This is a genomic window from Bradyrhizobium sp. USDA 4454 (genome assembly GCF_054822705.1).
On the sequence record NZ_JBTRCN010000001.1, the window covers coordinates 74,697 to 100,507 of the forward strand.

General features: G+C 64.5%; 28 protein-coding genes and 1 pseudogene. 12 read left to right on the plus strand and 17 right to left on the minus strand.

The genetic code is table 11. The features are described from left to right. Window positions 1–8: 8 nt before the first annotated feature. The 5 genes from ACVIW0_RS00345 to ACVIW0_RS00365 all read right to left on the minus strand — a co-directional run bounded on the left by ACVIW0_RS00345 (window position 9) and on the right by ACVIW0_RS00365 (window position 4,596). A complete protein-coding gene (locus tag ACVIW0_RS00345; RefSeq protein ID WP_021078861.1) occupies window positions 9–794 on the minus strand; it encodes a succinate dehydrogenase iron-sulfur subunit in 786 nt (261 codons plus the stop codon). 18 nt (window positions 795–812) lie between these two features. Beyond that, entirely contained in the window at window positions 813–2,651 is a 1,839-nt protein-coding gene (sdhA, locus tag ACVIW0_RS00350; RefSeq protein WP_461357206.1) for a succinate dehydrogenase flavoprotein subunit, read from the minus strand. An 18-nt stretch (window positions 2,652–2,669) separates the two neighbouring features. Then, on the minus strand, window positions 2,670–3,044 hold the full coding sequence (gene sdhD, locus ACVIW0_RS00355) for a succinate dehydrogenase, hydrophobic membrane anchor protein (RefSeq protein ID WP_461357207.1): 375 nt from the start codon (window positions 3,042–3,044) through the stop codon (window positions 2,670–2,672). A gap of 14 nt (window positions 3,045–3,058) precedes the next feature. After that, entirely contained in the window at window positions 3,059–3,457 is a 399-nt protein-coding gene (sdhC, locus tag ACVIW0_RS00360; RefSeq protein ID WP_050402512.1) for a succinate dehydrogenase, cytochrome b556 subunit, read from the minus strand. Window positions 3,458–3,675: 218 nt separating this feature from the next. After that, a complete protein-coding gene (locus ACVIW0_RS00365) occupies window positions 3,676–4,596 on the minus strand; it encodes a LysR family transcriptional regulator (protein ID WP_461350502.1) in 921 nt (306 codons plus the stop codon). Between the two features lie 135 nt (window positions 4,597–4,731). On the opposite strand from ACVIW0_RS00365, the gene ACVIW0_RS00370 reads away from it, so the two are divergent. After that, on the plus strand, window positions 4,732–5,592 hold the full coding sequence (locus ACVIW0_RS00370; RefSeq protein WP_461350503.1) for a sulfite exporter TauE/SafE family protein: 861 nt from the start codon (window positions 4,732–4,734) through the stop codon (window positions 5,590–5,592). Window positions 5,593–5,682: 90 nt separating this feature from the next. Here ACVIW0_RS00370 and ACVIW0_RS00375 read toward each other — a convergent pair whose 3' ends face one another. After that, window positions 5,683–7,209, minus strand: a complete 1,527-nt coding sequence (locus ACVIW0_RS00375) for a malonate--CoA ligase (RefSeq protein WP_461350504.1) — start codon at window positions 7,207–7,209, stop codon at window positions 5,683–5,685. A gap of 87 nt (window positions 7,210–7,296) precedes the next feature. Between ACVIW0_RS00375 and ACVIW0_RS00380 the strand changes: the two genes are divergently transcribed. The 4 genes from ACVIW0_RS00380 to ACVIW0_RS00395 all read left to right on the plus strand — a co-directional run bounded on the left by ACVIW0_RS00380 (window position 7,297) and on the right by ACVIW0_RS00395 (window position 10,950). Further along, entirely contained in the window at window positions 7,297–8,058 is a 762-nt protein-coding gene (locus ACVIW0_RS00380; protein WP_461350505.1) for an SDR family oxidoreductase, read from the plus strand. A gap of 727 nt (window positions 8,059–8,785) precedes the next feature. Continuing rightward, the gene (locus ACVIW0_RS00385) at window positions 8,786–9,340 is read left to right on the plus strand and encodes a fasciclin domain-containing protein (protein WP_461350506.1); all 555 of its coding nucleotides are present in this window, start codon (window positions 8,786–8,788) and stop codon (window positions 9,338–9,340) included. 180 nt (window positions 9,341–9,520) lie between these two features. Continuing rightward, the gene (locus tag ACVIW0_RS00390; protein ID WP_461350507.1) at window positions 9,521–10,153 is read left to right on the plus strand and encodes a cytochrome b/b6 domain-containing protein; all 633 of its coding nucleotides are present in this window, start codon (window positions 9,521–9,523) and stop codon (window positions 10,151–10,153) included. A gap of 11 nt (window positions 10,154–10,164) precedes the next feature. After that, window positions 10,165–10,950 carry a molybdopterin-dependent oxidoreductase gene (locus ACVIW0_RS00395; RefSeq protein WP_461350508.1) on the plus strand — a complete coding sequence of 262 codons (786 nt, stop codon included), beginning with the start codon at window positions 10,165–10,167 and terminating at the stop codon, window positions 10,948–10,950. A gap of 126 nt (window positions 10,951–11,076) precedes the next feature. Here ACVIW0_RS00395 and ACVIW0_RS00400 read toward each other — a convergent pair whose 3' ends face one another. Both ACVIW0_RS00400 and ACVIW0_RS00405 read right to left on the minus strand, forming a co-directional pair. Beyond that, window positions 11,077–12,255, minus strand: coding sequence for a YbfB/YjiJ family MFS transporter (locus ACVIW0_RS00400; protein ID WP_461350509.1), 1,179 nt, complete (start codon window positions 12,253–12,255; stop codon window positions 11,077–11,079). Window positions 12,256–12,344: 89 nt separating this feature from the next. Next, the gene (locus tag ACVIW0_RS00405; RefSeq protein WP_461350510.1) at window positions 12,345–13,208 is read right to left on the minus strand and encodes an EamA family transporter; all 864 of its coding nucleotides are present in this window, start codon (window positions 13,206–13,208) and stop codon (window positions 12,345–12,347) included. Between the two features lie 149 nt (window positions 13,209–13,357). Here ACVIW0_RS00405 and leuB point away from each other — a divergent pair, with 149 nt between their 5' ends. Further along, entirely contained in the window at window positions 13,358–14,470 is a 1,113-nt protein-coding gene (gene leuB, locus ACVIW0_RS00410) for a 3-isopropylmalate dehydrogenase (protein ID WP_461350511.1), read from the plus strand. Between the two features lie 154 nt (window positions 14,471–14,624). Here leuB and ACVIW0_RS00415 read toward each other — a convergent pair. After that, window positions 14,625–15,033 (minus strand): annotated as a pseudogene (locus ACVIW0_RS00415) (hypothetical protein). A 178-nt stretch (window positions 15,034–15,211) separates the two neighbouring features. Then, window positions 15,212–16,006, minus strand: a complete 795-nt coding sequence (locus ACVIW0_RS00420; RefSeq protein WP_461350512.1) for a hypothetical protein — start codon at window positions 16,004–16,006, stop codon at window positions 15,212–15,214. A 116-nt stretch (window positions 16,007–16,122) separates the two neighbouring features. Between ACVIW0_RS00420 and ACVIW0_RS00425 the strand changes: the two genes are divergently transcribed. After that, a complete protein-coding gene (locus ACVIW0_RS00425) occupies window positions 16,123–17,157 on the plus strand; it encodes an aspartate-semialdehyde dehydrogenase (RefSeq protein ID WP_461350513.1) in 1,035 nt (344 codons plus the stop codon). 28 nt (window positions 17,158–17,185) lie between these two features. After that, on the plus strand, window positions 17,186–17,731 hold the full coding sequence (locus ACVIW0_RS00430; RefSeq protein WP_461350514.1) for a TIGR00645 family protein: 546 nt from the start codon (window positions 17,186–17,188) through the stop codon (window positions 17,729–17,731). Between the two features lie 36 nt (window positions 17,732–17,767). On the opposite strand, the gene ACVIW0_RS00435 is transcribed toward ACVIW0_RS00430, so the two are convergent. Further along, window positions 17,768–18,424, minus strand: a complete 657-nt coding sequence (locus ACVIW0_RS00435; protein ID WP_461350515.1) for a carbonic anhydrase — start codon at window positions 18,422–18,424, stop codon at window positions 17,768–17,770. Between the two features lie 144 nt (window positions 18,425–18,568). Here ACVIW0_RS00435 and ACVIW0_RS00440 point away from each other — a divergent pair, with 144 nt between their 5' ends. After that, entirely contained in the window at window positions 18,569–19,447 is an 879-nt protein-coding gene (locus ACVIW0_RS00440) for an HpcH/HpaI aldolase/citrate lyase family protein (protein WP_461350516.1), read from the plus strand. 435 nt (window positions 19,448–19,882) lie between these two features. Here ACVIW0_RS00440 and ACVIW0_RS00445 read toward each other — a convergent pair whose 3' ends face one another. The 3 genes from ACVIW0_RS00445 to ACVIW0_RS00455 all read right to left on the minus strand — a co-directional run bounded on the left by ACVIW0_RS00445 (window position 19,883) and on the right by ACVIW0_RS00455 (window position 21,952). Continuing rightward, window positions 19,883–20,671, minus strand: coding sequence for a glycosyltransferase family 32 protein (locus ACVIW0_RS00445; protein WP_461350517.1), 789 nt, complete (start codon window positions 20,669–20,671; stop codon window positions 19,883–19,885). A gap of 93 nt (window positions 20,672–20,764) precedes the next feature. Then, window positions 20,765–21,367, minus strand: coding sequence for a 3-isopropylmalate dehydratase small subunit (leuD, locus tag ACVIW0_RS00450; protein WP_461350518.1), 603 nt, complete (start codon window positions 21,365–21,367; stop codon window positions 20,765–20,767). 186 nt (window positions 21,368–21,553) lie between these two features. After that, window positions 21,554–21,952: a metallopeptidase family protein gene (locus ACVIW0_RS00455; protein WP_461350519.1), complete on the minus strand. Its 399-nt coding sequence runs from the start codon at window positions 21,950–21,952 to the stop codon at window positions 21,554–21,556. 114 nt (window positions 21,953–22,066) lie between these two features. On the opposite strand from ACVIW0_RS00455, the gene ACVIW0_RS00460 reads away from it, so the two are divergent. Further along, window positions 22,067–22,393 (plus strand): hypothetical protein, encoded by a 327-nt coding sequence (locus ACVIW0_RS00460; RefSeq protein WP_461350520.1) that lies wholly within the window; start codon window positions 22,067–22,069, stop codon window positions 22,391–22,393. On the opposite strand, the gene ACVIW0_RS00465 is transcribed toward ACVIW0_RS00460, so the two are convergent. Continuing rightward, window positions 22,390–22,617 carry a hypothetical protein gene (locus ACVIW0_RS00465; protein ID WP_461350521.1) on the minus strand — a complete coding sequence of 76 codons (228 nt, stop codon included), beginning with the start codon at window positions 22,615–22,617 and terminating at the stop codon, window positions 22,390–22,392. The two genes, ACVIW0_RS00460 and ACVIW0_RS00465, sit on opposite strands and share 4 nt — an antisense overlap. A 252-nt stretch (window positions 22,618–22,869) precedes the next feature. Here ACVIW0_RS00465 and ACVIW0_RS00470 point away from each other — a divergent pair, with 252 nt between their 5' ends. Together ACVIW0_RS00470 and ACVIW0_RS00475 are read left to right on the plus strand one after the other, a co-directional pair. Beyond that, window positions 22,870–23,109: a hypothetical protein gene (locus tag ACVIW0_RS00470; RefSeq protein ID WP_461350522.1), complete on the plus strand. Its 240-nt coding sequence runs from the start codon at window positions 22,870–22,872 to the stop codon at window positions 23,107–23,109. 127 nt (window positions 23,110–23,236) lie between these two features. Next, window positions 23,237–23,575, plus strand: a complete 339-nt coding sequence (locus ACVIW0_RS00475) for a hypothetical protein (protein WP_461350523.1) — start codon at window positions 23,237–23,239, stop codon at window positions 23,573–23,575. 91 nt (window positions 23,576–23,666) lie between these two features. Here the strand turns inward: ACVIW0_RS00475 and ACVIW0_RS00480 are convergent, their stop codons facing one another. Beyond that, window positions 23,667–23,876, minus strand: a complete 210-nt coding sequence (locus ACVIW0_RS00480; protein WP_461350524.1) for a hypothetical protein — start codon at window positions 23,874–23,876, stop codon at window positions 23,667–23,669. A 172-nt stretch (window positions 23,877–24,048) separates the two neighbouring features. Further along, the gene (leuC, locus tag ACVIW0_RS00485; RefSeq protein ID WP_461350525.1) at window positions 24,049–25,455 is read right to left on the minus strand and encodes a 3-isopropylmalate dehydratase large subunit; all 1,407 of its coding nucleotides are present in this window, start codon (window positions 25,453–25,455) and stop codon (window positions 24,049–24,051) included. Window positions 25,456–25,811 lie beyond the last annotated feature (356 nt).

Here is a 25,811-nt window from a genome sequence, read left to right on the forward strand (position 1 = left end):
GTGTCGGATCAGATCTGGCGTTCGACCATCTTGAACTTGAGCTCGGCGATCGCTTCGGAGGGGTTGAGGCCCTTGGGGCACGCCTTGGCGCAGTTCATGATGGTGTGGCAGCGATAGAGGCGGAACGGATCCTCGAGATTGTCGAGCCGCTCGCCGGTCGCCTCATCGCGGGAATCGGTGACCCAGCGCGTGGCCTGCAGCAGCGCGGCGGGGCCGAGGAAGCGTTCGCTGTTCCACCAATAGCTCGGGCACGAGGTCGAGCAGCAGGCGCACAGGATGCACTCGTAGAGACCGTCGAGCTTCTCGCGGTCCTCGTGGCTCTGCCTCCACTCCTTCTGCGGCGTCGGCGTCGTGGTCTTCAGCCACGGCTCGATCGAGGCATATTGGGCGTAGAAATTGGTGAGGTCGGGGACCAGGTCCTTGACCACAGGCTGGTGCGGCAGCGGGTTGACCTTCACCGCGCCGCCGGCGCCGACGTCATGCATCGACTTGGTGCAGGCCAGCGTGTTCTGGCCGTCGATGTTCATCGCGCAGGAGCCGCAGACGCCTTCGCGGCAGGAGCGGCGGAAGGTCAGCGTCGGGTCGATATGGTTCTTGATCCAGATCAGACCGTCCAGCACCATCGGACCGCAATCATTGGTGTCGACATAGTAGGTGTCGACACTCGGATTCTTGCCGTCGTCCGGGTTCCAGCGATACACGCGGAATTCGCGGGTCTCGGTGGCGCCTGCCGGCTTCGGCCAGGTCTTGCCGCCGGAAATCTTCGAATTCTTCGGAAGTGCGAATTCAACCATGCTTGCTCGCCTTCGTTCTCAGTAGACCCGCGCCTTCGGCGGGATGTACTGCACATCGTTGGTCATCGTGTAATCGTGGACGGGACGGTAATCGATCGTGGTCTTGCCGGCCGGATCGATCCAGGTCAGCGTGTGCTTCATCCAGTTCTTGTCGTCGCGCGCCGAGAAATCCTCGCGCGCATGCGCGCCGCGGCTTTCGGTGCGGTTCGCCGCCGAATCCATCGTCACGACCGCCTGCACGATCAGATTGTCGAATTCCAGCGTCTCGACCAGGTCGGAATTCCACACCAGCGAACGGTCCGAGACCGAGATGTCGCCGACCCCGCCATAGACCTTGTGGATCAGGTTCTGGCCTTCCTGCAGCACCTCGCCGGTGCGGAACACGGCGCAATTGTTCTGCATCACATGCTGCATGCTGTCGCGCAGCTTCGCGGTCGGCGTGCCGCCGGAGGCGTGACGGAAGTGGTCGAGCCGGCCTAGCGCGCGGTCGGCCGAGTCCTTCGGCAACTCCGGCTGCTTGGCGTTCGCCGTCAGCTTGTCGGCAAGGCGCAGCGCCGCGGCGCGGCCGAACACCACGAGGTCGATCAGCGAGTTGGAGCCGAGGCGGTTGGCGCCGTGCACCGAGACGCAGGCGGCCTCGCCGATCGCCATCAGGCCCGGCACCACTGAGTTGTCGTCGCCATTGCGCTTGGTCAGCACCTCGGCGTGATAGTTCGTGGCGATGCCGCCCATGTTGTAGTGCACGGTCGGCACGATCGGGATCGGCTCGCGGGTGACGTCGACATTGGCGAAGATCCTCGCCGATTCGGAGATGCCCGGCAGCCGCTCGTGCAGCACCTTCGGATCGAGGTGGTCGAGGTGCAGGAAGATGTGATCCTTCTTCTTGCCGACGCCGCGGCCTTCGCGGATCTCGATCGTCATCGCACGCGAGACGACGTCGCGCGAGGCGAGGTCCTTGGCCGACGGCGCATAGCGCTCCATGAAGCGCTCGCCCTCGGAGTTGACGAGGTAGCCGCCTTCGCCGCGGGCGCCTTCGGTGACGAGGCAGCCCGAGCCGTAGATGCCGGTCGGGTGGAACTGGACGAACTCCATGTCCTGCAGCGGCAGGCCGGCGCGCAGCACCATGCCGCCGCCGTCGCCGGTGCAGGTATGCGCCGAGGTGCAGGAGGCGTAAGCGCGGCCATAGCCGCCCGTGGCCAGAATCGTGGTCTGGGCGCGGAAGCGATGCAGCGTGCCGTCATCGAGCTTCAGCGCGATCACGCCGCGGCAGACGCCCTGGTCGTCCATGATCAGGTCGATGGCGAAGAATTCGATGAAGAACTCGGCCGAGTGGCGCAGCGACTGGCCATACATCGTGTGCAGCATGGCGTGGCCGGTGCGGTCGGCCGCGGCGCAGGTGCGCTGCGCCTGGCCCTTGCCGTAGTCCATGGTCATGCCGCCAAACGGGCGCTGATAGATCTTGCCGTCCTCGGTGCGCGAGAACGGCACGCCCCAATGCTCGAGTTCGTAGACCGCGTCGGGCGCGTTGCGCACCATGTATTCGATCGCGTCCTGGTCGCCGAGCCAGTCCGATCCCTTCACGGTGTCGTACATGTGCCAGCGCCAGTCGTCCGGATGCATGTTGCCGAGCGAGGCCGAGATGCCGCCCTGCGCCGCAACGGTGTGCGAGCGGGTCGGGAACACCTTGGTGATGCAGGCGGTGCGCAGGCCCGCTTCCGAGCAGCCGACCACGGCGCGCAGGCCCGCGCCGCCGGCGCCGACCACGACGACGTCGTAGGTGTGGTCCTGGATCGGGTAGGCCTTGCCGTTCGTGGCCGGGCCGCCGTTGGTGGCCTTGCCGTTTCCTTCACCGGCCAAACCTTGAGTGGCCATGGGTCAAACTCCCGACGACAATTTGAGGATTGCGTAAATCGAGGCCAATGCGACCGCGACGCAGAAGAAGTTGTTCGCCATCACGCTGGCGATCTTCAGCTTCTCGTTGTGGATGTAGTCTTCGATCACGACCTGCATGCCGATCTTCATGTGCCAGGTGCTGGCGACGATGAAGAGCAACAGGATGACGGCGATCGGGATCGAGCCGAGGATCTGTGCCGCGCCGGCATGATTGCGGCCGATCAGCATGATCACCACGACGATCACGGGGATGATCAGCAGCGTCATCGCGACCGCGGTGAGGCGCTGGCGCCAGAAATCGCCGGTGCCGGTGTGGGCGGAGCCGAGGCCGCGGACGCGCTCCAGCGGCGTACGCATCGAGGAGGGACCGCTCATCGTCCACCTCCCACCGCGTAGGCAATGATCCAGACCAGCACGGTCAGCGCGATGCCGGCGACCAGCGCGCCCCAGGTCAGGGCCTCGCGCTCATTGGCCTTGAAGCCGTAGCCGAGATCCCAGACGAAATGCCGGATGCCGCTGCACAGATGGTGCATCAGCGCCCACGTGTAGCCGAACACGATCAGCTTGCCGATCGCGCTGCCGGTGAAGGCTTGGACATTGGCGTAGGCGGTGGGGCCGGAGGCGGCGGCAATCAGCCACCAGGCCAGCAGCAGGGTGCCGAAATACAGTGCCACACCTGTGGCACGGTGAACGATGGACAGCGCCATCGTCAGCGTCCACCGGTAGGTCTGCAAATGGGGTGAAAGCGGTCGTTCGATCCTGGCGGTCATCGGCGGGCTTTATGATGTGAGGGACCGCGCCCGGCCCATCGGGGAACGCGGTGGAGGAGTTCTATTTACGGACTAGGCTCACCCCGCGCAACGGCCAATTAGCCTTCGTTCGAACCGAAGTTCATTGTTAGACTTGCCGAATTCTGGTTGATCCGCAGCGTGGTATACCACATGCAAGGTCGAGTGAACCAAGAAGTGAAGATAGATTCTCCGCGTGTTTAGCTGCCTCCTTGCGGGGTGCGAAAGGCGTCGATCTTCCCCCACTGTTCCACCAGATAATCAACGAATGCCCTGATCTTAGGCGATGCCAGCCGTGCCGGCTGAAACATCAAATGCAGCGGCGTCGCCGCCGGCTCATGGTCGATCAGCAGGCGTTGCAGCCGGCCGTTGGCGAGGTCTGACTGCACCTGCCATGCCGGCACGCGGACGATGCCGGCACCATTCCGCGCTGCAGCAACCAGCGCCTCGAGGCTATTCATCCAGAGCCGACCCGATATGCGGAATTTGCGACCCGTCTTCGTGCCGTCGGCAAAGCGCCACTTTGCGCTGCCCGGCGAATCGGAAAACACCAGGCAGTCATGATCTGCAAGATCGCCCGGCGTTCGCGGCGCGCCGTGCCGGGCCAGATAGTCCGGTGATGCGCACACGATCATCTGCAGATCGGTGAGCTTGCGGGTGACGAGCTGCGAGTCGCGCAGCCGGCCGATCCGGATGGCCAGATGGATGTCCTCCTCGATCATGTCGACGGCGCGATCGATCAGCAGCAGGTCGACCGAGAGTGCCGGATAGCGCCGGAGAAACTCGACCAGCAACGGCGCGATCACTAGGCGTCCGATCAGGCTCGGCGAGCTCAGCCGGATCCGGCCCGATGGCTGATGCGGGTCGCGCGCCAGCGCGGCCTCGATCTCCCCGACCTCGCCGAGGATTGATTTCGCGCGCTCGTAGAGAATACGGCCGTCATCGGTCAGCGCGAGCTGGCGGGTGGTGCGCACCAACAGGCGGGTGCCAAAATGCGCTTCAAGCGCGCTGATCTGACGGCTCACCGAGGTCAGTGAGCTCGGCAGCGAGCGCGCCGCCGCCGACAGGCTGCCGGCCTCGACCGCCCGGACAAAAGCTGCCATCGCCGCAAGCTGGTCCAAGCCCGATCCTTCCGCATTTCGCAACAGAGCCTGCGCAAGAGCATAGATACTCCCGAATCCGAAAAGGGGCTATTGCTCTCTCGAAGCGGCGCCACGGCGCGGCCGCGGCCGTGCGCCGAACACAGTGCGAAGGACATGATGACCGGCCTCGATCCCAGGGAATTGCTCGAGCTTGCGCTGCTGCTGATCGCGGTCGGCGCGCTGTCCGGCTTTCTTGCCGGCCTGTTCGGCATCGGCGGCGGCGCAATCCTGGTGCCGGTGTTCTACGAATGCTTTCGCCTCGCCGGCGTGCCGCTCGAGGTCCGGATGCCGCTCTGCATCGGCACCTCGCTCGCAATCATCATCCCGACCTCGCTGAGCTCGTTTCGCGCCCATTATCGCCGCGGCGCGGTCGACATGGCGATTCTGAAGCGCTGGTGGCTGCCGATCGTGATCGGCGTCGCCGCCGGCAGCGTCACCGCGCGCTTCGCGCCGGAGCGGCTGTTCAAGATCGTGTTCGTGATGGTGGCGTGGTCGGCCGCGGCGCGGCTGCTGTTGGCGCGCGAAACCTGGAAATTCGGCGACGATGTACCGAAGGGCTTTTTGATGCGGGTCTATGGCTTCTTTGTCGGCCTGCTGTCGACGCTGATGGGCATCGGCGGCGGCCTGTTCGCCAACCTCCTGATGACCTTCTACGGCCGGCCGATCCACCAAGCGGTCGCGACCTCGTCCGCGCTCGCGGTGCTGATCTCGATCCCCGGTGCGCTGGGTTACGTCTATGCCGGCTGGCCTGCCGCCGCGCGCTTTCCCGACGTCGCCGCGCTGCAATTGCCGTTCGCGCTCGGCTACGTCTCGCTGATCGGCGCGCTGCTGGTAATGCCGACCACGTTGGTCACCGCGCCACTCGGCGTCAAGGTCGCGCACGCGCTGTCGAAGCGGGCGCTCGAGGTGGCGTTCGGGGCCTATCTCTTCATCGTTGGCGGACGGTTCGTGATCAGTTTGTTGGGCGGTGCGTAGCCCGGATGGAGCGAAGCGTAATCCGGGGTTCTTACGGTGGATAGGCTGGTCCCGGATTTCGCTTCGCTCCATCCGGGCTACGCAGCCGAGCTACTTCGAATAAATATCCTTATACTTATCCCGCAAGATATTCTTCTGCACCTTGCCCATGGCGTTGCGCGGCAATTCGTCGACCACGAAGACGCGCTTGGGCATCTTGAACTTGGCGAGCCGTCCGTCGAGCGCCTTCAGCACCGAGGCCTCGCTGACATCGGCGCCCTTGCTGCAGACGAGGACTGCCGTGACGCCTTCGCCGAAATCGGCATGCGGCACGCCGATCACGGCTGATTCGACCACGCCGGGCATGGCGTCGATCTCGCTCTCGATCTCCTTCGGGTAGACGTTGAAGCCGCCGGAGATCACGAGGTCCTTGCCGCGGCCGAGGATGTGGACGTAGCCCCTGTCGTCGATCTTGCCGAGGTCGCCGGTGATGAAGAAGCCGTCGGCGCGGAATTCGGCCTTGGTCTTCTCCGGCATCCGCCAGTAGCCCTGGAACACGTTCGGGCCCTTGACCTCGATCATGCCGATGCTCTCGGGCGGCAGCTCCTTGCCGGTCTCGGGATCGGTGACCCGCACCGAGACGCCGGGCAGCGCGAAGCCGACGGCACCGGGCACGCGCTCGCCGTCATAGGGGTTGGAAGTGTTCATGTTGGTCTCGGTCATGCCGTAGCGCTCCAGCACGGCGTGGCCGGTGCGGGCAGACCATTCGCGATGGGTGTCGGCGAGCAGCGGCGCGGAGCCCGAGATGAACAGCCGCATGTGCCTGGTCGCGTCCTTGTTCAGGCCGGGGTTTTGCAACAGGCGGGTGTAGAAGGTCGGCACACCCATCATCACGGTGGCGCGGGCCATCAGCTTGATGATCACGTCCGGATCGAACTTCGGCAGGAAGATCATCGAGGCGCGCGCAAACAGCGTCACGTTGCTGGCCACGAACAGGCCGTGGGTGTGATAGATCGGCAGCGCGTGGATCAGCACGTCCTTGTCGGTGAAGCGCCAGTAATCGACCAGCGAGTACGAATTCGACGCCAGATTGTCGTGCGACAGCATCGCGCCCTTGGAGCGGCCGGTGGTGCCGGACGTGTAGAGGATTGCGGCGAGATCGTTGTTGCCGAGCGGCACGGTGGCGAATTGCTTCGACGCCTTGTCGGCGGCCTCGGTCAGCGAGCCCTTGCCGGTCGGATCGAGCGTCTCGACCCTGGCGCCGACCTTGGCGGCGATCGCCTTGATGCCCTCCAGTTTGGAGGGATCGCAGACCACCAGCGCCGGCTCGGCGTCCGTGATGAAGTATTCGAGCTCGTTCAGCGTATAGGCGGTGTTGAGCGGCAAATAGACACCGCCGGCGCGCACGGTGGCGAGATAGAGCACCAGCGCCGAGACTGATTTCTCCGTCTGCGCCGCGACGCGGTCGCCGGGCTTGACGCCCCGCTCGACCAGCACATTCGCGATCTGGCCCGCCCGCGCGATCAGATCGCCATAGCTGATGCGGCTGCCGTCGAGCTGCTCGATCGCGAGCCGGTTGGGGTCGTCGAGGCCGTCGAACAGGCGGGAAAACAGATTGGCGTTGGCGGTCGTGTTCATGCAACATCCCCTGAGGGGCGAAAGAGCCGGTAAGAGTCCGGCTGCATTAGCAAAAACGCCCTTCGAAAAGCAACGGAGACAGTTTGCATGACAAATCAAGGGAAACGCGTGGCCTGGGTCACCGGCGGCGGCACCGGAATCGGCGAATCCGGGGCGGAATTCCTGGCGGCGGACGGCTGGACGGTGGTGGTCTCCGGCCGCCGCAAGGAAGAGCTCGACCGCGTGGTGGCCAACATCACCAAAAAGGGCGGCAAGGCCGAGGCGATCGCGCTCGACGTCAGCAGCAAAGCTGACGTCAACAAGGCCGCCGAGGCGATCGTCGCCAAGCACGGCCGCATCGACCTCTTGGTCAACAGCGCCGGCATCAATGTGCCGAAGCGCAGCTGGGCCGACATGGAACTGGAAGGCTGGGACAGGCTGGTCGAGGTCAACCTCAACGGCGTGCTGTATTGCATGCGCGCGGTGCTGCCGACGATGCGCGAGCAGCAGGACGGCTGCATCATCAACGTCGCCTCCTGGGCCGGCCGCCACGTCTCGAAGATGCCGGGCCCGGCCTACACCACGACCAAGCACGCGGTGCTGGCGCTGACCCATTCCTTCAACATGGACGAATGCGTCAACGGCCTGCGCGCCTGCTGCCTGTCGCCGGGCGAGGTGGCCACCCCGATCCTGAAACAGCGGCCGGTGGTGCCGAGCGAGGCCGAGCAGGCCAGGATGCTGCAGCCCGAGGATTGCGGCCGCACCATCGCCTTCGTCGCCAGCATGCCGGCGCGGGTCTGCATGAACGAGATCCTGATCAGCCCGACCCACAACCGCGGCTTCATCCAGACGCCGGCGAACCGGGATTAGGCGGCGGTCACTTCGTAGCCCGGATGAAGTGAAGCGCAATCCGGGCGGTCTCCGCGGAGAGGTTGTCCCGGATTTCGCTGCGCTCCATCCGGGCTACAAATCGTGACGGATCACTCGCTGATCTCGTTCAGCTCCTTCCCTGTATGTTCCGGCACGAACAGGACCACGCCGAGCATCAGCACGGGGATGCAGAGGAACGCCAGCGCGAACGAGCCGGTGTGCTGCCAAAGCCCCAGCCGGGCGCGTTGGCGGTGGCGATATGCCAGTGTGTTTGCGTGAGTTCGGTATTGCCGGCGACGGCGCGGTAGTTGGCGTATTGCAGGTGATTCTGCTCGAGCGGGCGATGTCGGTATCCGCACCGTTCACCATGGGCGCGGCGTGTCCGTCCGCCGTGATGCTGCTCATGCTGCCTCCCCGCGGCCGCTCTCTGCGAAGCTGTGCCGCATCAGGCTGAACCAATCGAGCGGTGGCGGTAACCAAATTGCTCGCGGCGTCGCACCCGTCCATTCCGCTGAATGGAATGCGCGACGGAGCGCAAGGCGTCGCGTGTACGCAGCGCGTCGCAGCCGGTTTCAGGAATCACAAAGAATTATTTCCGGAAACCGCCCCGAAAACCTCCCGTAGCTCAGGCCAACGACGGTGCTTTCATCAACCTATCCGCGCCGTCGTTGCCCCTTCATCGCCGGCGATGACTTCGCCGGCTGGATCACTCATCGGGAGACGAACCATGTCGAAGCGTATTGCCTATCTTGCAGCAGCCGCGTTCAGCGCGCTTGCGATCACCGCCACCGTCGTGGCGCCAGTCCGCGCCGAGGAGAAGACCGTGATGGTCGGCGGCGCGGCGATGTTCCCGTCGAAGAACATCGTCCAGAACGCCGTCAATTCGAAGGACCACACCACCCTGGTCGCCGCGGTGAAGGCCGCCGGCCTGGTCAGCACCCTGGAAGGCAAGGGCCCGTTCACGGTGTTCGCGCCGACCAACGCCGCGTTCGGCAAGCTGCCGGCCGGAACCGTCGACAATCTGGTCAAGCCCGAGAGCAAGGCGATGCTGACCAAGATCCTCACCTACCATGTGGTGCCCGGCAAGCTCGAGGCCTCCGATCTCACCGACGGCAAGAAGCTGAAGACCGCCGAGGGCGAGGAACTGACCGTGAAGAAGCAGGATGGCAAGGTCTGGATCATCGATGCCAAGGGCGGCACCTCGATGGTGACGATCTCCAACGTCAACCAGTCGAACGGCGTCATCCATGTGGTCGACACCGTGCTGATGCCGGCGACGTAACACCCGACAGGCCGATTTAGTCCGTGGCCGTCTTTCGAAACCGCGAGCCGGCGCCTCGCCCCGGCTCGCATTTTTGTGACCAGATCAGGCGGCGTATATCAAACTGATGAGGCGTGCCCCTGTAACGGAACGCCTGTTCCCGGCGTATAAGCCGGTAACGACCACGAGCAGAGAACTTCCATGACGAGCCTCGCCGTCAGCGACCACCAGGCAGAGACCGCAACGCCCGCGAAGGTGATCCAGCCGGTCTGGGTGCGCATGGTGCACTGGATCAATGCCGTCGCGATGATCCTGATGATCATGTCCGGCTGGCAGATCTACAACGCCTCGCCGCTGTTCGGCTTCAGCTTCTCGCGCAGCATCACGCTCGGCGGCTGGCTCGGCGGTGCGCTGCTCTGGCACTTCGCCGCGATGTGGCTCTTGATGGTCAACGGCCTGGTGTATCTGGCGCTCGGCTTCGCCACCGGCCGCTTCCGCAAGAAGCTGCTGCCGATCACTCCTGGCGGCGTGATTGCCGACACCAAGGCGGCGCTGACCTTCAAGCTGTCGCATGAGGATCTCAGCAAGTACAATTCGGTGCAGAAGCTGCTCTACACCGGCATCATCATCGTCGGCGCCGTGATCGTGCTGTCCGGCCTGTCGATGTGGAAGCCGGTGCAATTGCATTGGCTGGTGTCGCTGTTCGGCGGCTACGATGTCGCGCGCTATGTCCACTTCACCTGCATGGCGCTGATTGTCGCCTTCCTGGTGGTCCATGTCGCGCTTGCGCTGCTGGTGCCGAAGAGCCTGCGCGCCATGATCATCGGGCGCTGAGGGAGGATACGATGGGACGCTTGCGCAAACTCCTGATCCCCGGTGTCGACAAGAAGCTGCTGGTGCGCGACGCGGTGAAGACGATGCCCGAGCTGACGCGCCGCCGCTTCATCACGGCAGGATCGAGTCTTGGCGCGCTGACGCTGCTGACCGGCTGCGACGTGGTCGATTCCTCGTCGGCCGAGGAATTGCTGAAGCACGTCTCCAAGTTCAACGACGCGGTGCAGGCCTGGATGTTCAATCCGGATGCGCTGGCACCGACCTATCCCGAGAGCATGATCACCAAGCCGTTTCCGTTCAATGCGTACTACGATCTCGACGATGCGCCTGACATCGCGGGCGCCGACTGGAAGCTCGAGGTGCGCGGGCTGGTCGAGAACAAGAAGCCGTGGACACTCGACGAATTGTACAAGCTGCCGCAGGTCAAGCAGGTGACGCGCCACATCTGCGTCGAGGGCTGGAGCGCGATCGGCAGCTGGACCGGCACGCCGTTGCGCGACTTCTTCAAGCTGGTCGGCGCCGACACCCGCGCCAAATATGTCTGGTTCCAGTGCGCCGACAAGGACGGCTACAATTCACCGTTGGACATGCGCACGGCGCTGCATCCGCAGACTCAGATGACGTTCAAATTCGCTGACGAGATCCTGCCGCGCGCCTACGGCTTCCCGATGAAGATCCGGGTGCCCACAAAACTCGGCTTCAAGAACCCGAAATACGTGCTGTCGATGGAAGTCACCAACGACTACAAGGGCGGCTACTGGGAAGACCAGGGGTACAATTCGTTTAGTGGGAGCTAGCTCGCTGTCGTCCCGGCGAAGGCCGGGACCCATACTCCGCGGCCAAGGAAATAGGCAGGCGGGGAGATGCTTCCTTTCGACACACCCTCTTGTGGATATGGGTCCCGGCGTTGGCCGGGACGACGATCACCGCCCCACCTTCCTCTGAAACGCCGACAGCACCGCCCCCAGCACGAGCATCGCGGCCGAGACGTTCAACGCATACGACAGGCTGCCGACCGCATCGGTGATGGCGCCGACCACGATCGGGCCGAGCGTCTGGCCGATGCCGAACGCGATGGTCATCGCGGCGATCGCGGTGGGCCAGGCTTCCGGCGGGTAGTTGAAGCGCACGAAGGCGGTGGTCGAGCCGACCACGGCGAAGAACGCGACGCCGAACACCAGCGCCGAGATCGCCAGCAGCAGCGGCGAATGTCCGAAGATCGGCAGAGCCGCGCCGAGCGCGTTGACGCCGAGGATGATCGTGGTGGCGAGCCCGCCGCGGTCGAGCGCCAGCACCCGCCGCCACACCCATGGCGTGACGAAGGCGCTGACGCCGATCAGGCTCCAGAACGCGCTCTGTGCCACCGCGCCGCCGCCGCCGTCGCGGACATAGGCGATCATGAAGGTCATGTAAGCGATGTAGCCGGCGCCGAACAGGAAGTAGGCGGCGAGATAGATCAGGACCGGCATCACGGCGAATTTGGTTCGCACGATGCCGCCGGCGATTGCATTGGCTTGCAATGGCGCAAGCCACAACGGCACGATCATGATCGCGGAGAGCAAGGTCATCGCCCACCACACGATCCACCACGAGCCGGCCCCAAAAGCCTGCAACACGAACGGCGCGATCAGGCCGGATGCCAGGATGCCGACGCCCGGCCCGGCATAGAACAGGCTGAGCAGGAAGTTGGCCCGCTCCGGGTGCGACTGCGCGATCGTTGCCGCGAGCGCGCCGCCGCCGACAAAGCCGATCGCGGCGGCGAAACCGACCAGCAGGCGGGCAAAGCTCAGCACCGCGAAATTGCCCGAGATGGCGCACAGCGCCAGCGACAGTGCGCAGGCCAGCGTCGACCAGCGCACCGATGCGGCGAGCCCGAAGCGCTGAATCAGGCGCGAGGCGAACAGTGCGCCGACCAGATAGCCGGCGGCATTGATCGTGTTCATGAAGCCGGCAGCCGAATACGACCAGGCCAGCTGCTCGCGCATGTCGGGCAACACCAGCGAATAGGCGAAACGGCCGATGCCGAGACCGACCGTCGGTGCAAGCGACAGAATCAGGATCAGCCGCGCGGGATGCGGGTAGGACGGGGCGGGGGCTCTCACAATTCACTCCGGCAATGCAGGCATTGTGGCAGGCCGCGGCGATCCTGCCCAGCGCCGGAGGCAGCAACACTGTCTTGCGCATCGGGCAATCAAGCGATCAGGACCAGCGCGACGCCGATCACGGTCAGCAGGGTTCCGATGACGATCCGCGGCGTGATCTCGACATGCTTGAGCATGACGGCGCTCATCGCCACCGTGACCAGCGGATAGATCGCGGCGAGCGGCGCCACCAGCGTAATCGGGCCGTTGCGCACCGCGGCGAACAGGCTGAGCGCGCTGAGCCCGTTGCTGATCCCGGTGAGCATGAACCAGAACCGGCCCTCGCGCGCCGCCTGCACCATGAAGCTGCCCTTGCGGATCCGCTGCACGGTCAGCACCACCAGCGAGGACATCACATAGCCGACCAGGCAGGCCCAGAGCGGGCTCGGCCAGATCGCAAGCCCGAGCTTGGCGATCGGCGGCACGATGCCGCGCACCAGGGCGCTGGCGAGCGGCAGCAGCAGCGCCCAGCTCCGCCAATGCCCGAGGTCGCGCGGCCGGGTCACGGTGATGATGGCGGCGCCCGCCACCGCGACGACGAGGCCTGAGAGCTGCTGCGGGAGCAGCGGCTCGTGCAGCAGCACCACGGCGGCGGTCACCGCAAACAGCGGCGCCAAATTGCCGAGCGTCGAGGTGATCACCGGCCCAAGCGCCCGGTTCGAGGCGAAGGTCAAAAGCGTCAGCGAGGCCGGGAAGAACAGCCCGATCGCCATGAAGATCGGCAAGGCCTGCCAGACCACCGGCTCGCCATGCAGGATCAGCGGCGACAGCACCAGGAACAGCACGGTGAAGCTGGGCACGCTGATCGCAGCGCCCGACAGCGGCTCGACGGTGCGCAGCCCAAGCTGCGCCAACACCACCCCGGCACCGAGGAAAATGGCCGAGGCGAAGGCGTAGGCGATGGCAGCGGTCATGAGGTCCGGTTGTTGGCTTCTTGAGGCGCGGTTTGGCTCGCTCAAACCCCATTTTGGCCCTGTGCCGGGTGCCTTGCCAATCGGTGCGGGGCGTTTTAGCACTCGCGCCTGACGATGGCGGGCATGCCCGATTGAATGAGGTAACGACCATGGCGACCCACAAACTGCTGCTCCTCCCCGGCGACGGCATCGGCCCCGAAGTGATGGCCGAGGTGCAGCGCCTGATCGACTGGCTGAATGCGCAGGGCATCGCCAGGTTCGAGACCGAGCAGGGCCTGGTCGGCGGCTCCGCTTATGACGCGCACAAGGTGTCGATCTCCGAAGGCGACATGGCCAAGGCCAATGCGGCCGACGCCGTGATCTTCGGCGCGGTCGGCGGTCCGAAGTGGGACAGCGTGCCCTATGAGGTGCGTCCCGAGGCCGGCCTGCTGCGCCTGCGCAAGGATCTCGGCCTGTTCGCCAATCTGCGTCCGGCGGTGTGCTACCCAGCGCTGGCCGATGCCTCGAGCCTCAAGCGCGAGGTGGTCGAGGGCCTCGACATCATGATCGTGCGCGAGCTCACCGGCGGCGTCTATTTCGGCGAGCCGAAGACCATCACCGATCTCGGCAACGGCCAGAAGCGCGCGATCGACACCCAGGTCTACGACACCTTCGAGATCGAGCGCATCGGCCGCGTCGCCTTCGAGCTGGCGCGCAAGCGCAAGAACAAGGTGACCTCGATGGAGAAGCGCAACGTCATGAAGTCGGGCGTGCTCTGGAACGAGGTCATGACCCAGGTCCATGCGCGCGAATACAAGGACGTCACGCTCGAGCATCAGCTCGCCGATTCCGGCGGCATGAACCTGGTCAAGACGCCGAAGCAGTTCGATGTCATCGTCACCGACAATCTGTTCGGCGACATGCTGTCGGATATCGCGGCGATGCTGACGGGCTCGCTCGGCTTGCTGCCGTCGGCCTCGCTCGGCAAGGAAGACGCCAAGACCAAGGAGCGCAAGGCGTTGTATGAGCCCGTGCACGGCTCGGCGCCCGACATCGCGGGCAAGGGCCTTGCCAATCCGATCGCGATGATCGCCTCGTTCGGCATGGCGCTGCGCTATTCGTTCGGCATGGGCGATCTCGCCGACAAGGTCGACGGCGCGATCGCGGCCGTGCTCGCCAGCGGCCTGCGCACCGCCGACATCAAGTCGGCCGGCACCACGTCTGTCAGCACCGCGCAGATGGGCGAGGCGATCCTCAAGGAATTGCAGAAGCTGCACGCGTGACGGCTCTGCCGTCATTCCGGGATGGTCCGAAGGACCAGACCCGGAATCTCGAGATTCCGGGTTCGATGCTTATGCATCGCCCCGGAATGACGGCGAACAAAAAAGATGCCCGGCCGGAGCCGGGCATTTTCGTATCGGCTGTTCGCCGGAATTCTCAGTACAGCGGGAAGGTCCGCGGATAGCCGCCGAGGTCGGCCGGCGGGCTGAGCGGCTGGCGATCGATCGGGCGGTTGTTGTTCTCGCGCGCGAACGAGGGATAGCCGACGTCCGGCGGATAGGCGTAGTCGTTGAACTTGCGATCGCCCGGCAGCACCTCGGTGCCGGCGTCGAGCCGAGGAGCGCGTGGTGACGTAAACGCGGGTACGCGGGCCCTGCTGATAGACCCGGTTCGGACCCTGCGAGCCGTAATAGCGGCGGCCGTCGCGGTCATACTGTTCTTGCTGCTTGCGCTTGCTCGGGGTCTGCTGCGCGCTGGCCGCGGTCGTGCCGAATGCGGTTGCGGTGACGGCAGCCGCGGCAAGCAACACCACGAGCTTGTTCGCGGCAGGGAAATTCAAGGTCATCGCATCCTCGTCATTACGGCCCCCGTCAGGGGCTGGCGCGTCCGCCAAAATCACTCGGAACACATTGTAGCCATGGTGGGGAGGCCGTCACTAGGTCAATTGCGCCACACCGGCTGAGATAATGCGTGTCCAAGCGCAAAAGTTTCATGAAAACCAGTGCCTTGCCACGGTCTCGCCATCAAAGCGCGCCGCGCAGAAGCGGGTTCTCGCGGCCCATCACCCAATCGGCCGATAGCGCCGGCGGGCCGGAGGTAACGCACTCGGTGCGGCGCAGCTCGGCATGGGCGAACAGCGCGGCGAGCCTCGGGTCATTGCCTGCGGCCAGGAGGGTCAGGCGGTTCAGCATGCAAACGATTGCGGCGCGCTGGGCCGGCAGGCTGTCGCCCTGGCAGGTCCAGCCTGATATTCGCAAGTCGGGCGCATCGGCCTGCTTGAGGAAGCCGAGGCAGGGGCGGCTGCCGTCCTGCCGCGCCGGGCGCAGCAGGGTGAGGCTGCCGAACTTGCTGTCGACGATGCCAGCAGTCTCGAGCTCGCGGCCGCCGCCCGGGTCGAGCCGGTCGGCAATCTCGGTCACCGGGGACGCCATGACCTCGCCGCCAGGGCGATAGATTTCCAGCTCGGCCGCTGGCGTGCCGTCGGCATCGGTCCAGCGGAAGACGTCCTTGCGGCCGCCCTCGGGGTGCCGGTAGATTTCGTAAGTCGCTGTTTTCTCTCGCGGATCGAGCTTGCTGATGGCAAAGCCGGGGGCCGTGCGGCCGGCCGTGCTCCAGCCCGCGGCGGCAGGAGGTGCGGCCGCCGTTGTATCAGGCAGCTGCTTCCATAGATAAACGCCGAGGACCACGAACAGCGCGAGCACGGCGGCATAGGCGAGCAGCCCGGAGAGCATGGCGTACACCTCGTCGACGAAGTTCGTCAGCGCTGACGGAATTCTCGTATGATGGGGTGCGGCCGGATCGGCCCGGAATAAACGCATCAAAACGCTCAAAGCTTGCGCAACGTTGTCTTGACGGGGTTTCTCGCATAGAAGCGCTGCCTCTTCCCTTTCCGCTGACAGCGGGGGAATGGGCATTTTTCGTCGGAGAGTGAACGATGGGTTACAAAGTCGCGGTGGTCGGTGCGACCGGCAATGTCGGGCGCGAAATGCTCAACATTCTCGACGAGCGCAAATTCCCCGCCGACGAGGTCGTCGTGCTGGCCTCGCGCCGCAGCGTCGGCATCGAGGTCTCCTATGGCGACCGCACCCTGAAGGTGAAGGCGCTCGAGCACTATGATTTCTCCGACATCGACATCTGCCTGATGTCGGCCGGCGGCTCGGTCTCCAAGGAATGGTCGCCCAGGATCGGCGCCGCCGGCGCGGTCGTGATCGACAATTCGTCGGCCTGGCGCATGGACCCGGACGTGCCGCTGATCGTGCCGGAAGTGAATGCGGATGCCGCGGCCGGCTTCACCAAGAAGAACATCATCGCGAATCCGAATTGCTCGACCGCGCAGCTCGTCGTCGCGCTGAAGCCGCTGCACGACAAGGCAACCATCATGCGCGTCGTGGTCTCGACCTATCAATCGGTGTCGGGCGCCGGCAAGGATGCGATGGACGAATTGTTCTCGCAGACCAAGGCCGTCTACACCAATGACGAGCTGATCAATAAGAAGTTTCCCAAGCGCATCGCCTTCAACGTCATTCCGCAGATCGACGTCTTCATGGAGGACGGCTTTACCAAGGAAGAGTGGAAGATGATGGCGGAGACCAAGAAGATTCTTGATCCCAAGATCAAGCTGACCGCGACCTGCGTGCGCGTGCCGGTGTTCGTCGGCCATTCCGAGGCCGTCAATGTCGAGTTCGCCAATCCGATCACTGCGGACGAGGCGCGCAACATCCTGCGCAATGCGCCGGGCTGCCTCGTGATCGACAAGCATGAGCCGGGCGGCTACGTCACGCCCTATGAGGCGGCCGGCGAGGACGCCACCTATATCAGCCGCATCCGCGAGGACGCGACGGTGGAGAACGGCCTGGCGTTCTGGTGCGTCTCGGACAATCTGCGCAAGGGCGCGGCGCTCAATGCCGTGCAGATCGCCGAGGTCCTGATCAACCGCAAGCTGATCACCGCGAAGCAGAAGGCGGCCTGAGCGGCGCGGACCAACGGGGGGCGTAACCATGTCGGAACAATCGGCTCCCGTCCCGTCCAGTCCCGCGACGCCGCGCTTCATGCGCGGCTTCGAATATGTGCTGTTCAACAGCCGCTGGCTGATGGCGCCGTTCTATGTCGGCCTGGTCGTGGCGCTGGCCGTGCTGCTGCTGAAATTCGCGCGCATGCTCTGGGAGTTCGTGCTGCATGCGTCCGGCTACAAATCGACCGAAGTCATCCTCGATGCGCTGGCGCTGATCGACGTCACGCTGGTTGCCAACCTCATCCTGATCGTGGTGTTTTCGGGCTACGAGAACTTCGTCTCGCGCATCGACACGTCGGGCAATCCGAACTGGCCGATCTGGATCACCAAGATCGATTTTGCCGGGCTGAAGCAGAAACTGCTGGCCTCGATCGTCGCGATCTCCGCGATCCACGTGCTGGAAGCGTTCCTGAATATCGATTCCGCGTTCGACGCGACGCGGATGACCTGGCTGGTCGCCGTGCACCTGGTGTTCGTGATCTCGGCGCTCTTGCTTGCGATCTCCGATCGCTGGGGCAACGATCACGAATAAAGCTCGCGTGCGTAGCGAGTGGCAAATAGGGCTTCCCTATTCGCCCTTCTGAATCGCTTCCTGCACGCTGATGAATTCCTTCGCGACCCGGTCGAGCACGAACAGCGAGCCCTCGGCGACACCGAAATAGGCGCCGTGCAGCTGCATCTCGCCGCTCTCGACCCGCTCGCGGACGAACGGGAAGGTCATCAAATTCTCCAGCGAGCGGAACACCGCGGCCTTCTCGATGCGGGTGACGAAATCCTGCATGCTCTCATGCGCGCGCTGCTCGACCACCTCGCCCGGCTTGATGAACATCTGCATCCATTTGCCGATGAAGTCGCCCGGCGTGAGCGGCTTGATCTTGTCGACGAACGCGCGGATGCCTCCGCACTGGGCATGGCCCAGCACCACGATATTCTTCACCTTCAGCACGGTCACGGCATATTCCAGCGCGGCCGAGACGCCGTGGGCGCTGCTGTCGGGCTGATAGACCGGAACCAGATTGGCGATGTTGCGCACCACGAACAATTCGCCCGGGCCGGCATCGAAGATCACTTCGGGCGAGACGCGGGAATCGCAGCAGCCGATCACCATGGTTTCGGGAGACTGGCCGCGTTCCGACAGATCCCGGTAGCGCGACTGCTCGGTCGGCAGCCGCTGGGTCGCGAAGGTCCGGTAGCCGTCGATCAACTGTTTCGGAAAAAATTTCATGGCCTCTGGCTAACCACATGCCGGTGATGGGAACAAGACTTTCGGGGTGCAGCTTGAAATGATACGGCAGCATTGAAACGATGGTTCCGGCCCTTTGCCCAGAGATTGGACAGCGGCGGAGCCGAAGCCCCGAGGAGAATGCCGATGACCCGTCCGCGCCGCAGCCTGTTGTTCATGCCGGGGTCGAATGCACGGGCGCTGGAAAAGGCCCGTACGCTGGCGGCCGACGGCATCATCCTCGATCTGGAGGATTCAGTCGCGCCCGACGCCAAGGCGGTGGCGCGCGAGCAGATCGCCAAGGCAGTCGCGGCCAAAGGCTTTGGCAAGCGCGAGGTGCTGATCCGCATCAACGCGCTGGACTCGCCCTGGTGGGTCGACGACATCGCCATGGCCGGCAAGGCGCAGCCGGACGGCATCCTGGTTCCCAAGATCTCCACCGTCGACGATCTCAACGCAGTCGCCGATCGCCTGAGCGACATCAACGCCCCGGCTTCGATCCGGGTCTGGGCCATGATCGAGACCGCGCGCGCGGTGCTCGATGCCGACAAGCTCGCGGCGGCGTCGAAGGACTCTGGGGTCCGGCTCGCCGGCTTCGTGTTCGGGCCGAACGACATTGCGCGCGAAACCCGGATCCGGATGAAGCCGGGCCGTGCGGCGATGATCCCGATGATCACGCATTGCATCCTGGCGACCCGCGCCCACGGGCTCGAGATCCTCGACGGACCCTATAGCGACATCAGCAATGTCGACGGCTTTGCCGAGGAATGCGCGCAGGCCCGCGATCTCGGCTTCGACGGCAAGACGCTGATCCATCCAAGCCACATCGATGCCTGCAACGCGATCTTCACGCCGCCGGAGGCGGAGGTCACCGAGGCCCGCAAGATCATCGCCGCCTTCCAACTGCCGGAGAACGCCTCGCGCGGCGCGATCCAGCTCGACGGCCGCATGGTCGAGCGGCTGCACGCCGAGATGGCGAAGCGCACCATCGCGATCGCCGACGCGATCGCCGCGATGGGGCATTGATTTGCACCCTCCAGGGTAAGGCTATCGCGTTTGGGAATAATCTGGCGAGGAGCGTCCCTGCGGCCATCCTTCGAGACGCCCGCCTCTGGCGGGCTCCTCAGGATGACGGCTTGTTTTGCTGCACAATAGTAGACCCTCATGGTGAGGAGCGCCGCTTGCGGCGCGTCTCGAACCACGAGGCCAAGTTACCTCCGCGGCCGCCGAAGGGTCATATGCGATTGCCCTGCCCTTCAGGGGGGGGGATCGCATATGGCTCCGGCCACGTCCCATCGCGCGGGGTGAGGCGCGTCCGCGCAACTTCCGAATAATAGAATAATGCCGCTGATTTGCCCGTCATGTCAAGCTGCCGTGTCGAATGCAGGCACGCCGGCTCCTTTGCATGGGGTTGTTTTCGATGTTTTGCTAGGGCGCCCCCTCCAGAGGCGGGTGGGCGCATCACGCCCCAAACTTCTCCGTCGCCCACGCATAGAGGCTGCCCGGGATCGGGGTCTCCTTGCCGCGGCCTTTCGGTGAGATGTGCAGGCCGATGATCTCGGGATCATCGAGATAGCGCGAAAAGTCCGACGGCTCGAAGAACAGTTTCGGCTCGGCGTGCACCGCGTAGAACGAGCGCTTCGGCAGCGCGTATTGCAATTCGCGTTCGCGGCGCGCCAGTGCGGTGAGTGCGGCGGGGCCGTAGATCGCGATGCGGATGTCGGAGAGGCGGTGGGATTTGCCGCGCAGCTTGCGCACCGCAAAAGTCAGGCGGTGACGGAGCGCCAGCCAGTCCGGCGTCAGCTCGTCCTGTTTCATTAGCGCTTCGAAGGCGCGCACGATCGGATCGTCCGGCGGCAGATACAGCACGGAGTTGCCGAGCTGCTGCGGCCGTTCCCAGGCGAAATAGGGTTTTGCCGGATCGATCGCGACCGGCTTGAGCAGCAGCACGTCGGCGTCGAGCCAGAGCCCGGCGCGCTGCGCCATCAGTCGCATCCGAAAGAAGTCGCTGAATTGCAGGATGGTCCAGTCGCGCCACGAGCCGTCGCGCTCGGCCGGACGCAGCTTCTCCGAGAACGCATGCGGCAGCACGGCTTCCGCCTCGGCATTGCCGACGCCGTCGGGCAGGCCGGGAATCGGATCGAAGCTGTACACGGTCACCTTGTGGCCGGCCGCCAGCTGCGAGCGCAGGCAGGTCTGGCGCAGCGCGTCCATCGAGCCGTGCCAGAAAGTGACGATGTCAGGCAGCATGCGCGTCAGTCGTCTCTGAGGTTGCGGAGAGGCAATGCGGCAAAGAAAAGCCCCGGCGCCTGAGGGCACCGGGGCGCGACGATACGCCGAGCCTCAGGCCCAGGCACGTTCCTTGAGCTTGGCCTCGTAGCTGTCGATCGACGTCTTCTTTTCCAGCGTCAGGCCGATGTCGTCGAGGCCGTTGATCAGGCAGTGCTTGCGGAACGGGTCGATCTCGAACTTGACCTTGCCGCCGTCGGGGCCGCGGATCTCCTGGTTGGGGAGGTCGATGGTCAGCGTCGCGTTGGCGCCGCGCTCGGCATCGTCGAACAGCTTGTCGAGGTCTTCCTGCGACACGCGGATCGGCAGGATGCCGTTCTTGAAGCAGTTGTTGTAGAAGATGTCGCCGAACGAGGTCGAGATCACGCAGCGGATGCCGAAGTCGAGCAGCGCCCAGGGCGCGTGCTCGCGGCTCGAGCCGCAGCCGAAATTGTCGCCGGCGACCAGCACCTTCGCGTTGCGATAGGCGGGCTGGTTGAGGACGAAATCCGGATTCTCGCTGCCGTCATCCTTGTAGCGCTGCTCGGAGAAAAGCCCCTTGCCAAGGCCGGTGCGCTTGATGGTCTTGAGGTACTGCTTCGGAATGATCATGTCGGTGTCGACATTGATGATCTTCAGCGGTGCCGCGACGCCTTCCAGCGTGGTGAACTTGTCCATCGGTGCTCTTCCCGGGCCAAAAGTGGGGATAGGGGCCGGATATCTATCGCGAATATGACAGCGGTAAAAGGGCGATTTCTGCAAAGCTGGAGCCCATTCCGCTCCGATGGAAGCGGAACGGGCTCCAGAGTCTTGTTTTGACGCGTTTCTTCACGCGAACCGGGGTCCACTTCGCTCGAAAACGCTTTACCCCGCGCCAGCCTCAATCGCCTCCATATCGGCGTCCGAGAGGCCGAAATGGTGCCCGATCTCATGGATCAGCACGTGCCGGACGATATGCCCGAGGGTCTCGTCGTGCTCAGCCCAGTAGTCCAGGATCGGCCGGCGGTACAGCCAGACCAGATTGGGCAGCCGGGCCACGTCGCCATGGCTCTGCTGCGGCAGCCCGATGCCGTGAAACAGACCGAGCAGGTCAAACTCGCTCTCGGCCTGCATCTCGTCGAGCACCTCGTCGGTCGGGAAGTCGTCGACACGGATGATCAGGCCCTCGCAGAGGGCCCGGAACGTCGCGGGCAGGCGCTCGAAAACCTCGTGCGCCATGGCCTCCATCTCGGCCAGTGAAGGAGCTTTGGCTGTGGTCCACATGCCACTCCTTTAGCGCGAGTGCTATCGGGCGCGCCAGCGCAGTTGACCTTGGCAGTGCGATAGGAGACCGTGCTGCCCAACAATGGGGCTCAAGAGTGGGGCTTGGGTGGCGTGATGAAACGGATCGTGGCGGCAGCGCTGTTGGCGGCATCAGTCGGGCTCTCGCTCCCGGTTGGAGAGGCGCGCGCGCAGAGCGCGGCGGCTGAAGCACGGATCGGTGAACCGGCGCCCGTCGCGCGCGAGCGCGTCGCCGATCGCCGCCGCCTGAGGCGCGTGCCGGTCTACCGGTCGCGGCCCGATCATTGGGAACCGGATGTGATCCCGCGCTACAATCCCGGTCCGAATGCCGTGCGTGAATGCACCGCGACCTATGTGCAGGAGCACAGGCCGAGCGGCACCGTGATCACGCCGCGCATGAACTGCTTCTGGCGGCCGGGCTAGCCGCGCAAGCTGCGCTGTGCAGCGCGGATGAGTCCGGCAGCGACGATCAATCCCGACGCTCCGTAGACTGCGATCGCCATCAGCATTTGCGTGAGATGGCTTGCCGTGCCCATGCCGCCGCCCGGTCCTTGCGAGGCGAGCGCGGCATTGGCGAACATGATGGAACCAGTGAGCGTCGCAATGCCAGTTTGAAGCACGCGGCTGCGTGTGCCTGTGTGTGTCACGGCAATCTCCTGCAACAGAGAGCACGCGAGATACGACCATAGTCTAGGCCGGGTTTTGCGCGTCTGCGCGAAAAATCACGCGGTCAATTGGAACGTGTGCGCGCCCCCGGCATTCATGATCGTGGCGCAGATATTCACTTCCCACTCACGTCATCCGCATCCGGCTCGCGATCTGCGTCGCGGCAACGGCAGTCGATTCGAACGCCAATCGTCGTTGCAAGACGTGACCTCAAGGGATCAAGGAGACGACTCATGAAGGTGATGAAGGTTCTGGGACTTGCGGCCGTCGGTGCCGTGCTGGTTTTGGCGGCGCCGGCCGAGCGCGCGAACGCGATGTCGCTCGCGACGCCGGGCACCGCCGCAACGGTTCAGGACAACGTGAGCCAGACCACCGAGGTGCGCTGGGGCCACGGACATAGTCGTGGCTGGCATCGTGGCTGGCACCGCGGACATCACCGTGGCTGGGGCCATCACCGCCACTGGCGCCGCTGATCGCGCGACGTATCAGCGCAGTTGAGACACAGGCCCGTGAGCAGCGGGCCTGTTGTCGTTGTCAGTCATCAAACCGGCAGATTCGCGCACGCGAGGTGAGACCAATCGCAATCTGCAGGAGTTGATCATGATGAGATGGATCGGTGTCGCGGCGCTCGCCTGTGCATTGGCATTGACGGCGCCGGCATCGGCAACCGCGGCGGCTTCAACCAGGCCGCAGGCCGCGGCCGCGCAACGGCAGGCGGGCGCAGCGACCGACTTCAGCGCGCAGCGCCATCACCACCACACCCATCGCCGCCACTATCACCACGGCTACCGGCCTTATTACCGGCCGTACCACCGGCCCTATTCCTATTACCGTCCGTACGGCTCCTATTATTACGGGCGGCCCTATTACTATCGGCCGTATCCGTATGCGGCGCCTGCGCCGTTCACCTTCGGCTTCGGGTTCGGCCCGTTCTGGTGACGGACGCTGTCGCGCGGCGCGCGACACAAGCGACGCAACGAGAGAGCAGCTCCTAAAACGCGCTGACGATTCAACCCAATCTCATCGCGCTTTAGTCCCAGTCCTTCAGCTTCCAGGGCTTGATCTTCCACGGCGTCAGGTTTTCCATCCGCCATTGCGTCCAGCGGTCCGGCGGCCAGTGGCTGAGGCGCGAGCTTTCCTTCACCTCGGGAAGTGGATCGATGATGCGTGGCGCAGCGCGGCGGCGCTTCTGCCGCGTCGCCTCACTGATCATGTCGACGAATTCGGGCTTGTCAGCCACGGCAGGCGCTCCTTGCGAAGACTTGTTTTCGCAAGGAGGCAGTGTGCGTGCGGCCCGTTAACGAGCCGTTTCCGAAACGGCTCGAGCTTGAGACGAAGCAATAGCGTTTTCGAGCGAAGTGGCTCCGGTTCGCGTGAAGAAAACGCGTCAAAAAAGAATCTGGCGCTTGGCCTTACCGCCAGTCGCGGACGTCGACGAAGTGGCCGGCGATCGCGGCGGCCGCGGCCATCGCGGGCGACACCAGATGGGTGCGGCCCTTGAAGCCCTGACGGCCCTCGAAGTTGCGGTTCGAGGTTGAGGCGCAGCGCTCTTCCGGCTTCAGCTTGTCCGGGTTCATCGCCAGGCACATCGAGCAGCCCGGCTCGCGCCATTCGAAGCCGGCCTTGACGAAGATCTTGTCGAGGCCTTCGGCTTCCGCCTGCTCCTTCACGATGCCCGAGCCCGGCACGATCATCGCATTGACGTTGGCGTTGACGGTCTTGCCCTCGGCGATCTTGGCGGCTGCGCGCAGATCCTCGATGCGGCCGTTGGTGCAGGAGCCGATGAAGACGCGGTCGAGCTTGATGTCGGTGATCTTCGTGCCCGCGGTCAGGCCCATATATTTCAGCGCGCGATGCTTGGAGAGCCGCTTGGCCTCGTCCTCGATCTTGTCGGGATCGGGCACGAAGCCGTTCACCGAGATGACGTCCTCGGGGCTTGTGCCCCAGGTGACGATCGGCGGCAGCTTGGCGGCGTCGAGCCGGATTTCGTGGTCGAAATGCGCTCCATCGTCGGAGCGCAGCGTCTCCCAGTAACGCATCGCGGCATCCCAGGCGGCGCCCTTCGGCGCCTTCGGGCGGTCGCGCAGGAAATCGAACGCCTTCTGGTCGGGCGCGACCAGGCCAGCGCGCGCGCCGCCTTCGATCGACATGTTGCAGACCGTCATGCGGCCTTCCATCGACAGCGCACGGATCGCCTCGCCGGCATATTCCAGCACGTAGCCGGTGCCGCCTGCGGTGCCGATCTCGCCGATGATCGCCAGGATGATGTCCTTGCCGGTCACGCCTTCGGGCAATTTGCCGTCGACGATCGCGCGCATGTTCTTGGCCTTTTTCTGGATTAGCGTCTGCGTCGCCAGCACGTGCTCGACCTCTGACGTGCCGATGCCGTGCGCGAGCGCACCGAACGCGCCATGCGTCGAGGTGTGGCTGTCACCGCAGACGATGGTGGTGCCGGGCAGCGTAAAGCCCTGCTCCGGGCCGATGACGTGGACGATGCCCTGGCGCTTGTCGAACTCGTTGTAATATTCGATGCCGAATTCCTTGGCGTTCTCCGCCATCACCCGCATCTGCTCGATGCTCTCGGGGTCGGGATTGGGCTTGGAGCGATCCGTGGTCGGAATGTTGTGGTCGACGACGGCGAGCGTCTTCTCCGGCGCGTGCACCTTGCGGCCGGCGGCGCGCAGGCCCTCGAACGCCTGCGGCGAGGTCACCTCGTGCACCAGATGGCGGTCGATGTAGAGCAGGCAGGTGCCGTCCTCGGCCTCGTGGACCAGATGGTCGTTCCAGATCTTGTCGTACAGCGTGGTCGGTTTGGACATGAGCTTCAGCTCCAGAAGAAATTCAGTGGTGAATGGTGTGAGCGCGTCTTGAGCGCGCGGGCAGGCGACAGCGTCCAGGCAGCGTTACGCTGCGTGTCTAAGCTCAGACGTCGCCGACGTCGCAAAGCGCCCGAAGAAGCGGCCGGGCAGCCGCGAGCGATCGTCGATCACGACGCGCTGGCAGATTTGTCCTGGGCAGCGCTGGCTTGCTTGATCCGGAACCATTCTAAATTTCTAACACAGGGCTTGCGCCCGCGACAATCGATCGATGCGCGGGCCTGCACGTCAGATAGGTATGCCGCAACAAAAAAGCGCGGGGCCAGCCCCGCGCTTTTTAACTCGTCCCTTGCAGGAAG

What these genes read in the sequence shown, in the direction of transcription:
- leuC (WP_461350525.1), bottom strand. Translation starts at nt 25,455, where the DNA reads ATGTCCAAACCGACCACGCTGTACGACAAGATCTGGAACGACCATCTG.
- ACVIW0_RS00370 (WP_461350503.1), top strand. Translation starts at nt 4,732, where the DNA reads ATGATGACCGGCCTCGATCCCAGGGAATTGCTCGAGCTTGCGCTGCTG.
- ACVIW0_RS00420 (WP_461350512.1), bottom strand. Translation starts at nt 16,006, where the DNA reads ATGCGTTTATTCCGGGCCGATCCGGCCGCACCCCATCATACGAGAATT.
- ACVIW0_RS00430 (WP_461350514.1), top strand. Translation starts at nt 17,186, where the DNA reads ATGTCGGAACAATCGGCTCCCGTCCCGTCCAGTCCCGCGACGCCGCGC.
- ACVIW0_RS00470 (WP_461350522.1), top strand. Translation starts at nt 22,870, where the DNA reads ATGAAGGTGATGAAGGTTCTGGGACTTGCGGCCGTCGGTGCCGTGCTG.
- ACVIW0_RS00345 (WP_021078861.1), bottom strand. Translation starts at nt 794, where the DNA reads ATGGTTGAATTCGCACTTCCGAAGAATTCGAAGATTTCCGGCGGCAAG.
- ACVIW0_RS00445 (WP_461350517.1), bottom strand. Translation starts at nt 20,671, where the DNA reads ATGCTGCCTGACATCGTCACTTTCTGGCACGGCTCGATGGACGCGCTG.
- ACVIW0_RS00455 (WP_461350519.1), bottom strand. Translation starts at nt 21,952, where the DNA reads ATGTGGACCACAGCCAAAGCTCCTTCACTGGCCGAGATGGAGGCCATG.
- ACVIW0_RS00385 (WP_461350506.1), top strand. Translation starts at nt 8,786, where the DNA reads ATGTCGAAGCGTATTGCCTATCTTGCAGCAGCCGCGTTCAGCGCGCTT.
- leuB (WP_461350511.1), top strand. Translation starts at nt 13,358, where the DNA reads ATGGCGACCCACAAACTGCTGCTCCTCCCCGGCGACGGCATCGGCCCC.
- ACVIW0_RS00395 (WP_461350508.1), top strand. Translation starts at nt 10,165, where the DNA reads ATGGGACGCTTGCGCAAACTCCTGATCCCCGGTGTCGACAAGAAGCTG.
- ACVIW0_RS00440 (WP_461350516.1), top strand. Translation starts at nt 18,569, where the DNA reads ATGACCCGTCCGCGCCGCAGCCTGTTGTTCATGCCGGGGTCGAATGCA.
- ACVIW0_RS00435 (WP_461350515.1), bottom strand. Translation starts at nt 18,424, where the DNA reads ATGAAATTTTTTCCGAAACAGTTGATCGACGGCTACCGGACCTTCGCG.
- ACVIW0_RS00425 (WP_461350513.1), top strand. Translation starts at nt 16,123, where the DNA reads ATGGGTTACAAAGTCGCGGTGGTCGGTGCGACCGGCAATGTCGGGCGC.
- sdhD (WP_461357207.1), bottom strand. Translation starts at nt 3,044, where the DNA reads ATGCGTACGCCGCTGGAGCGCGTCCGCGGCCTCGGCTCCGCCCACACC.
- ACVIW0_RS00375 (WP_461350504.1), bottom strand. Translation starts at nt 7,209, where the DNA reads ATGAACACGACCGCCAACGCCAATCTGTTTTCCCGCCTGTTCGACGGC.
- ACVIW0_RS00380 (WP_461350505.1), top strand. Translation starts at nt 7,297, where the DNA reads ATGACAAATCAAGGGAAACGCGTGGCCTGGGTCACCGGCGGCGGCACC.
- leuD (WP_461350518.1), bottom strand. Translation starts at nt 21,367, where the DNA reads ATGGACAAGTTCACCACGCTGGAAGGCGTCGCGGCACCGCTGAAGATC.
- ACVIW0_RS00390 (WP_461350507.1), top strand. Translation starts at nt 9,521, where the DNA reads ATGACGAGCCTCGCCGTCAGCGACCACCAGGCAGAGACCGCAACGCCC.
- sdhC (WP_050402512.1), bottom strand. Translation starts at nt 3,457, where the DNA reads ATGACCGCCAGGATCGAACGACCGCTTTCACCCCATTTGCAGACCTAC.
- ACVIW0_RS00405 (WP_461350510.1), bottom strand. Translation starts at nt 13,208, where the DNA reads ATGACCGCTGCCATCGCCTACGCCTTCGCCTCGGCCATTTTCCTCGGT.
- ACVIW0_RS00460 (WP_461350520.1), top strand. Translation starts at nt 22,067, where the DNA reads ATGAAACGGATCGTGGCGGCAGCGCTGTTGGCGGCATCAGTCGGGCTC.
- ACVIW0_RS00475 (WP_461350523.1), top strand. Translation starts at nt 23,237, where the DNA reads ATGATGAGATGGATCGGTGTCGCGGCGCTCGCCTGTGCATTGGCATTG.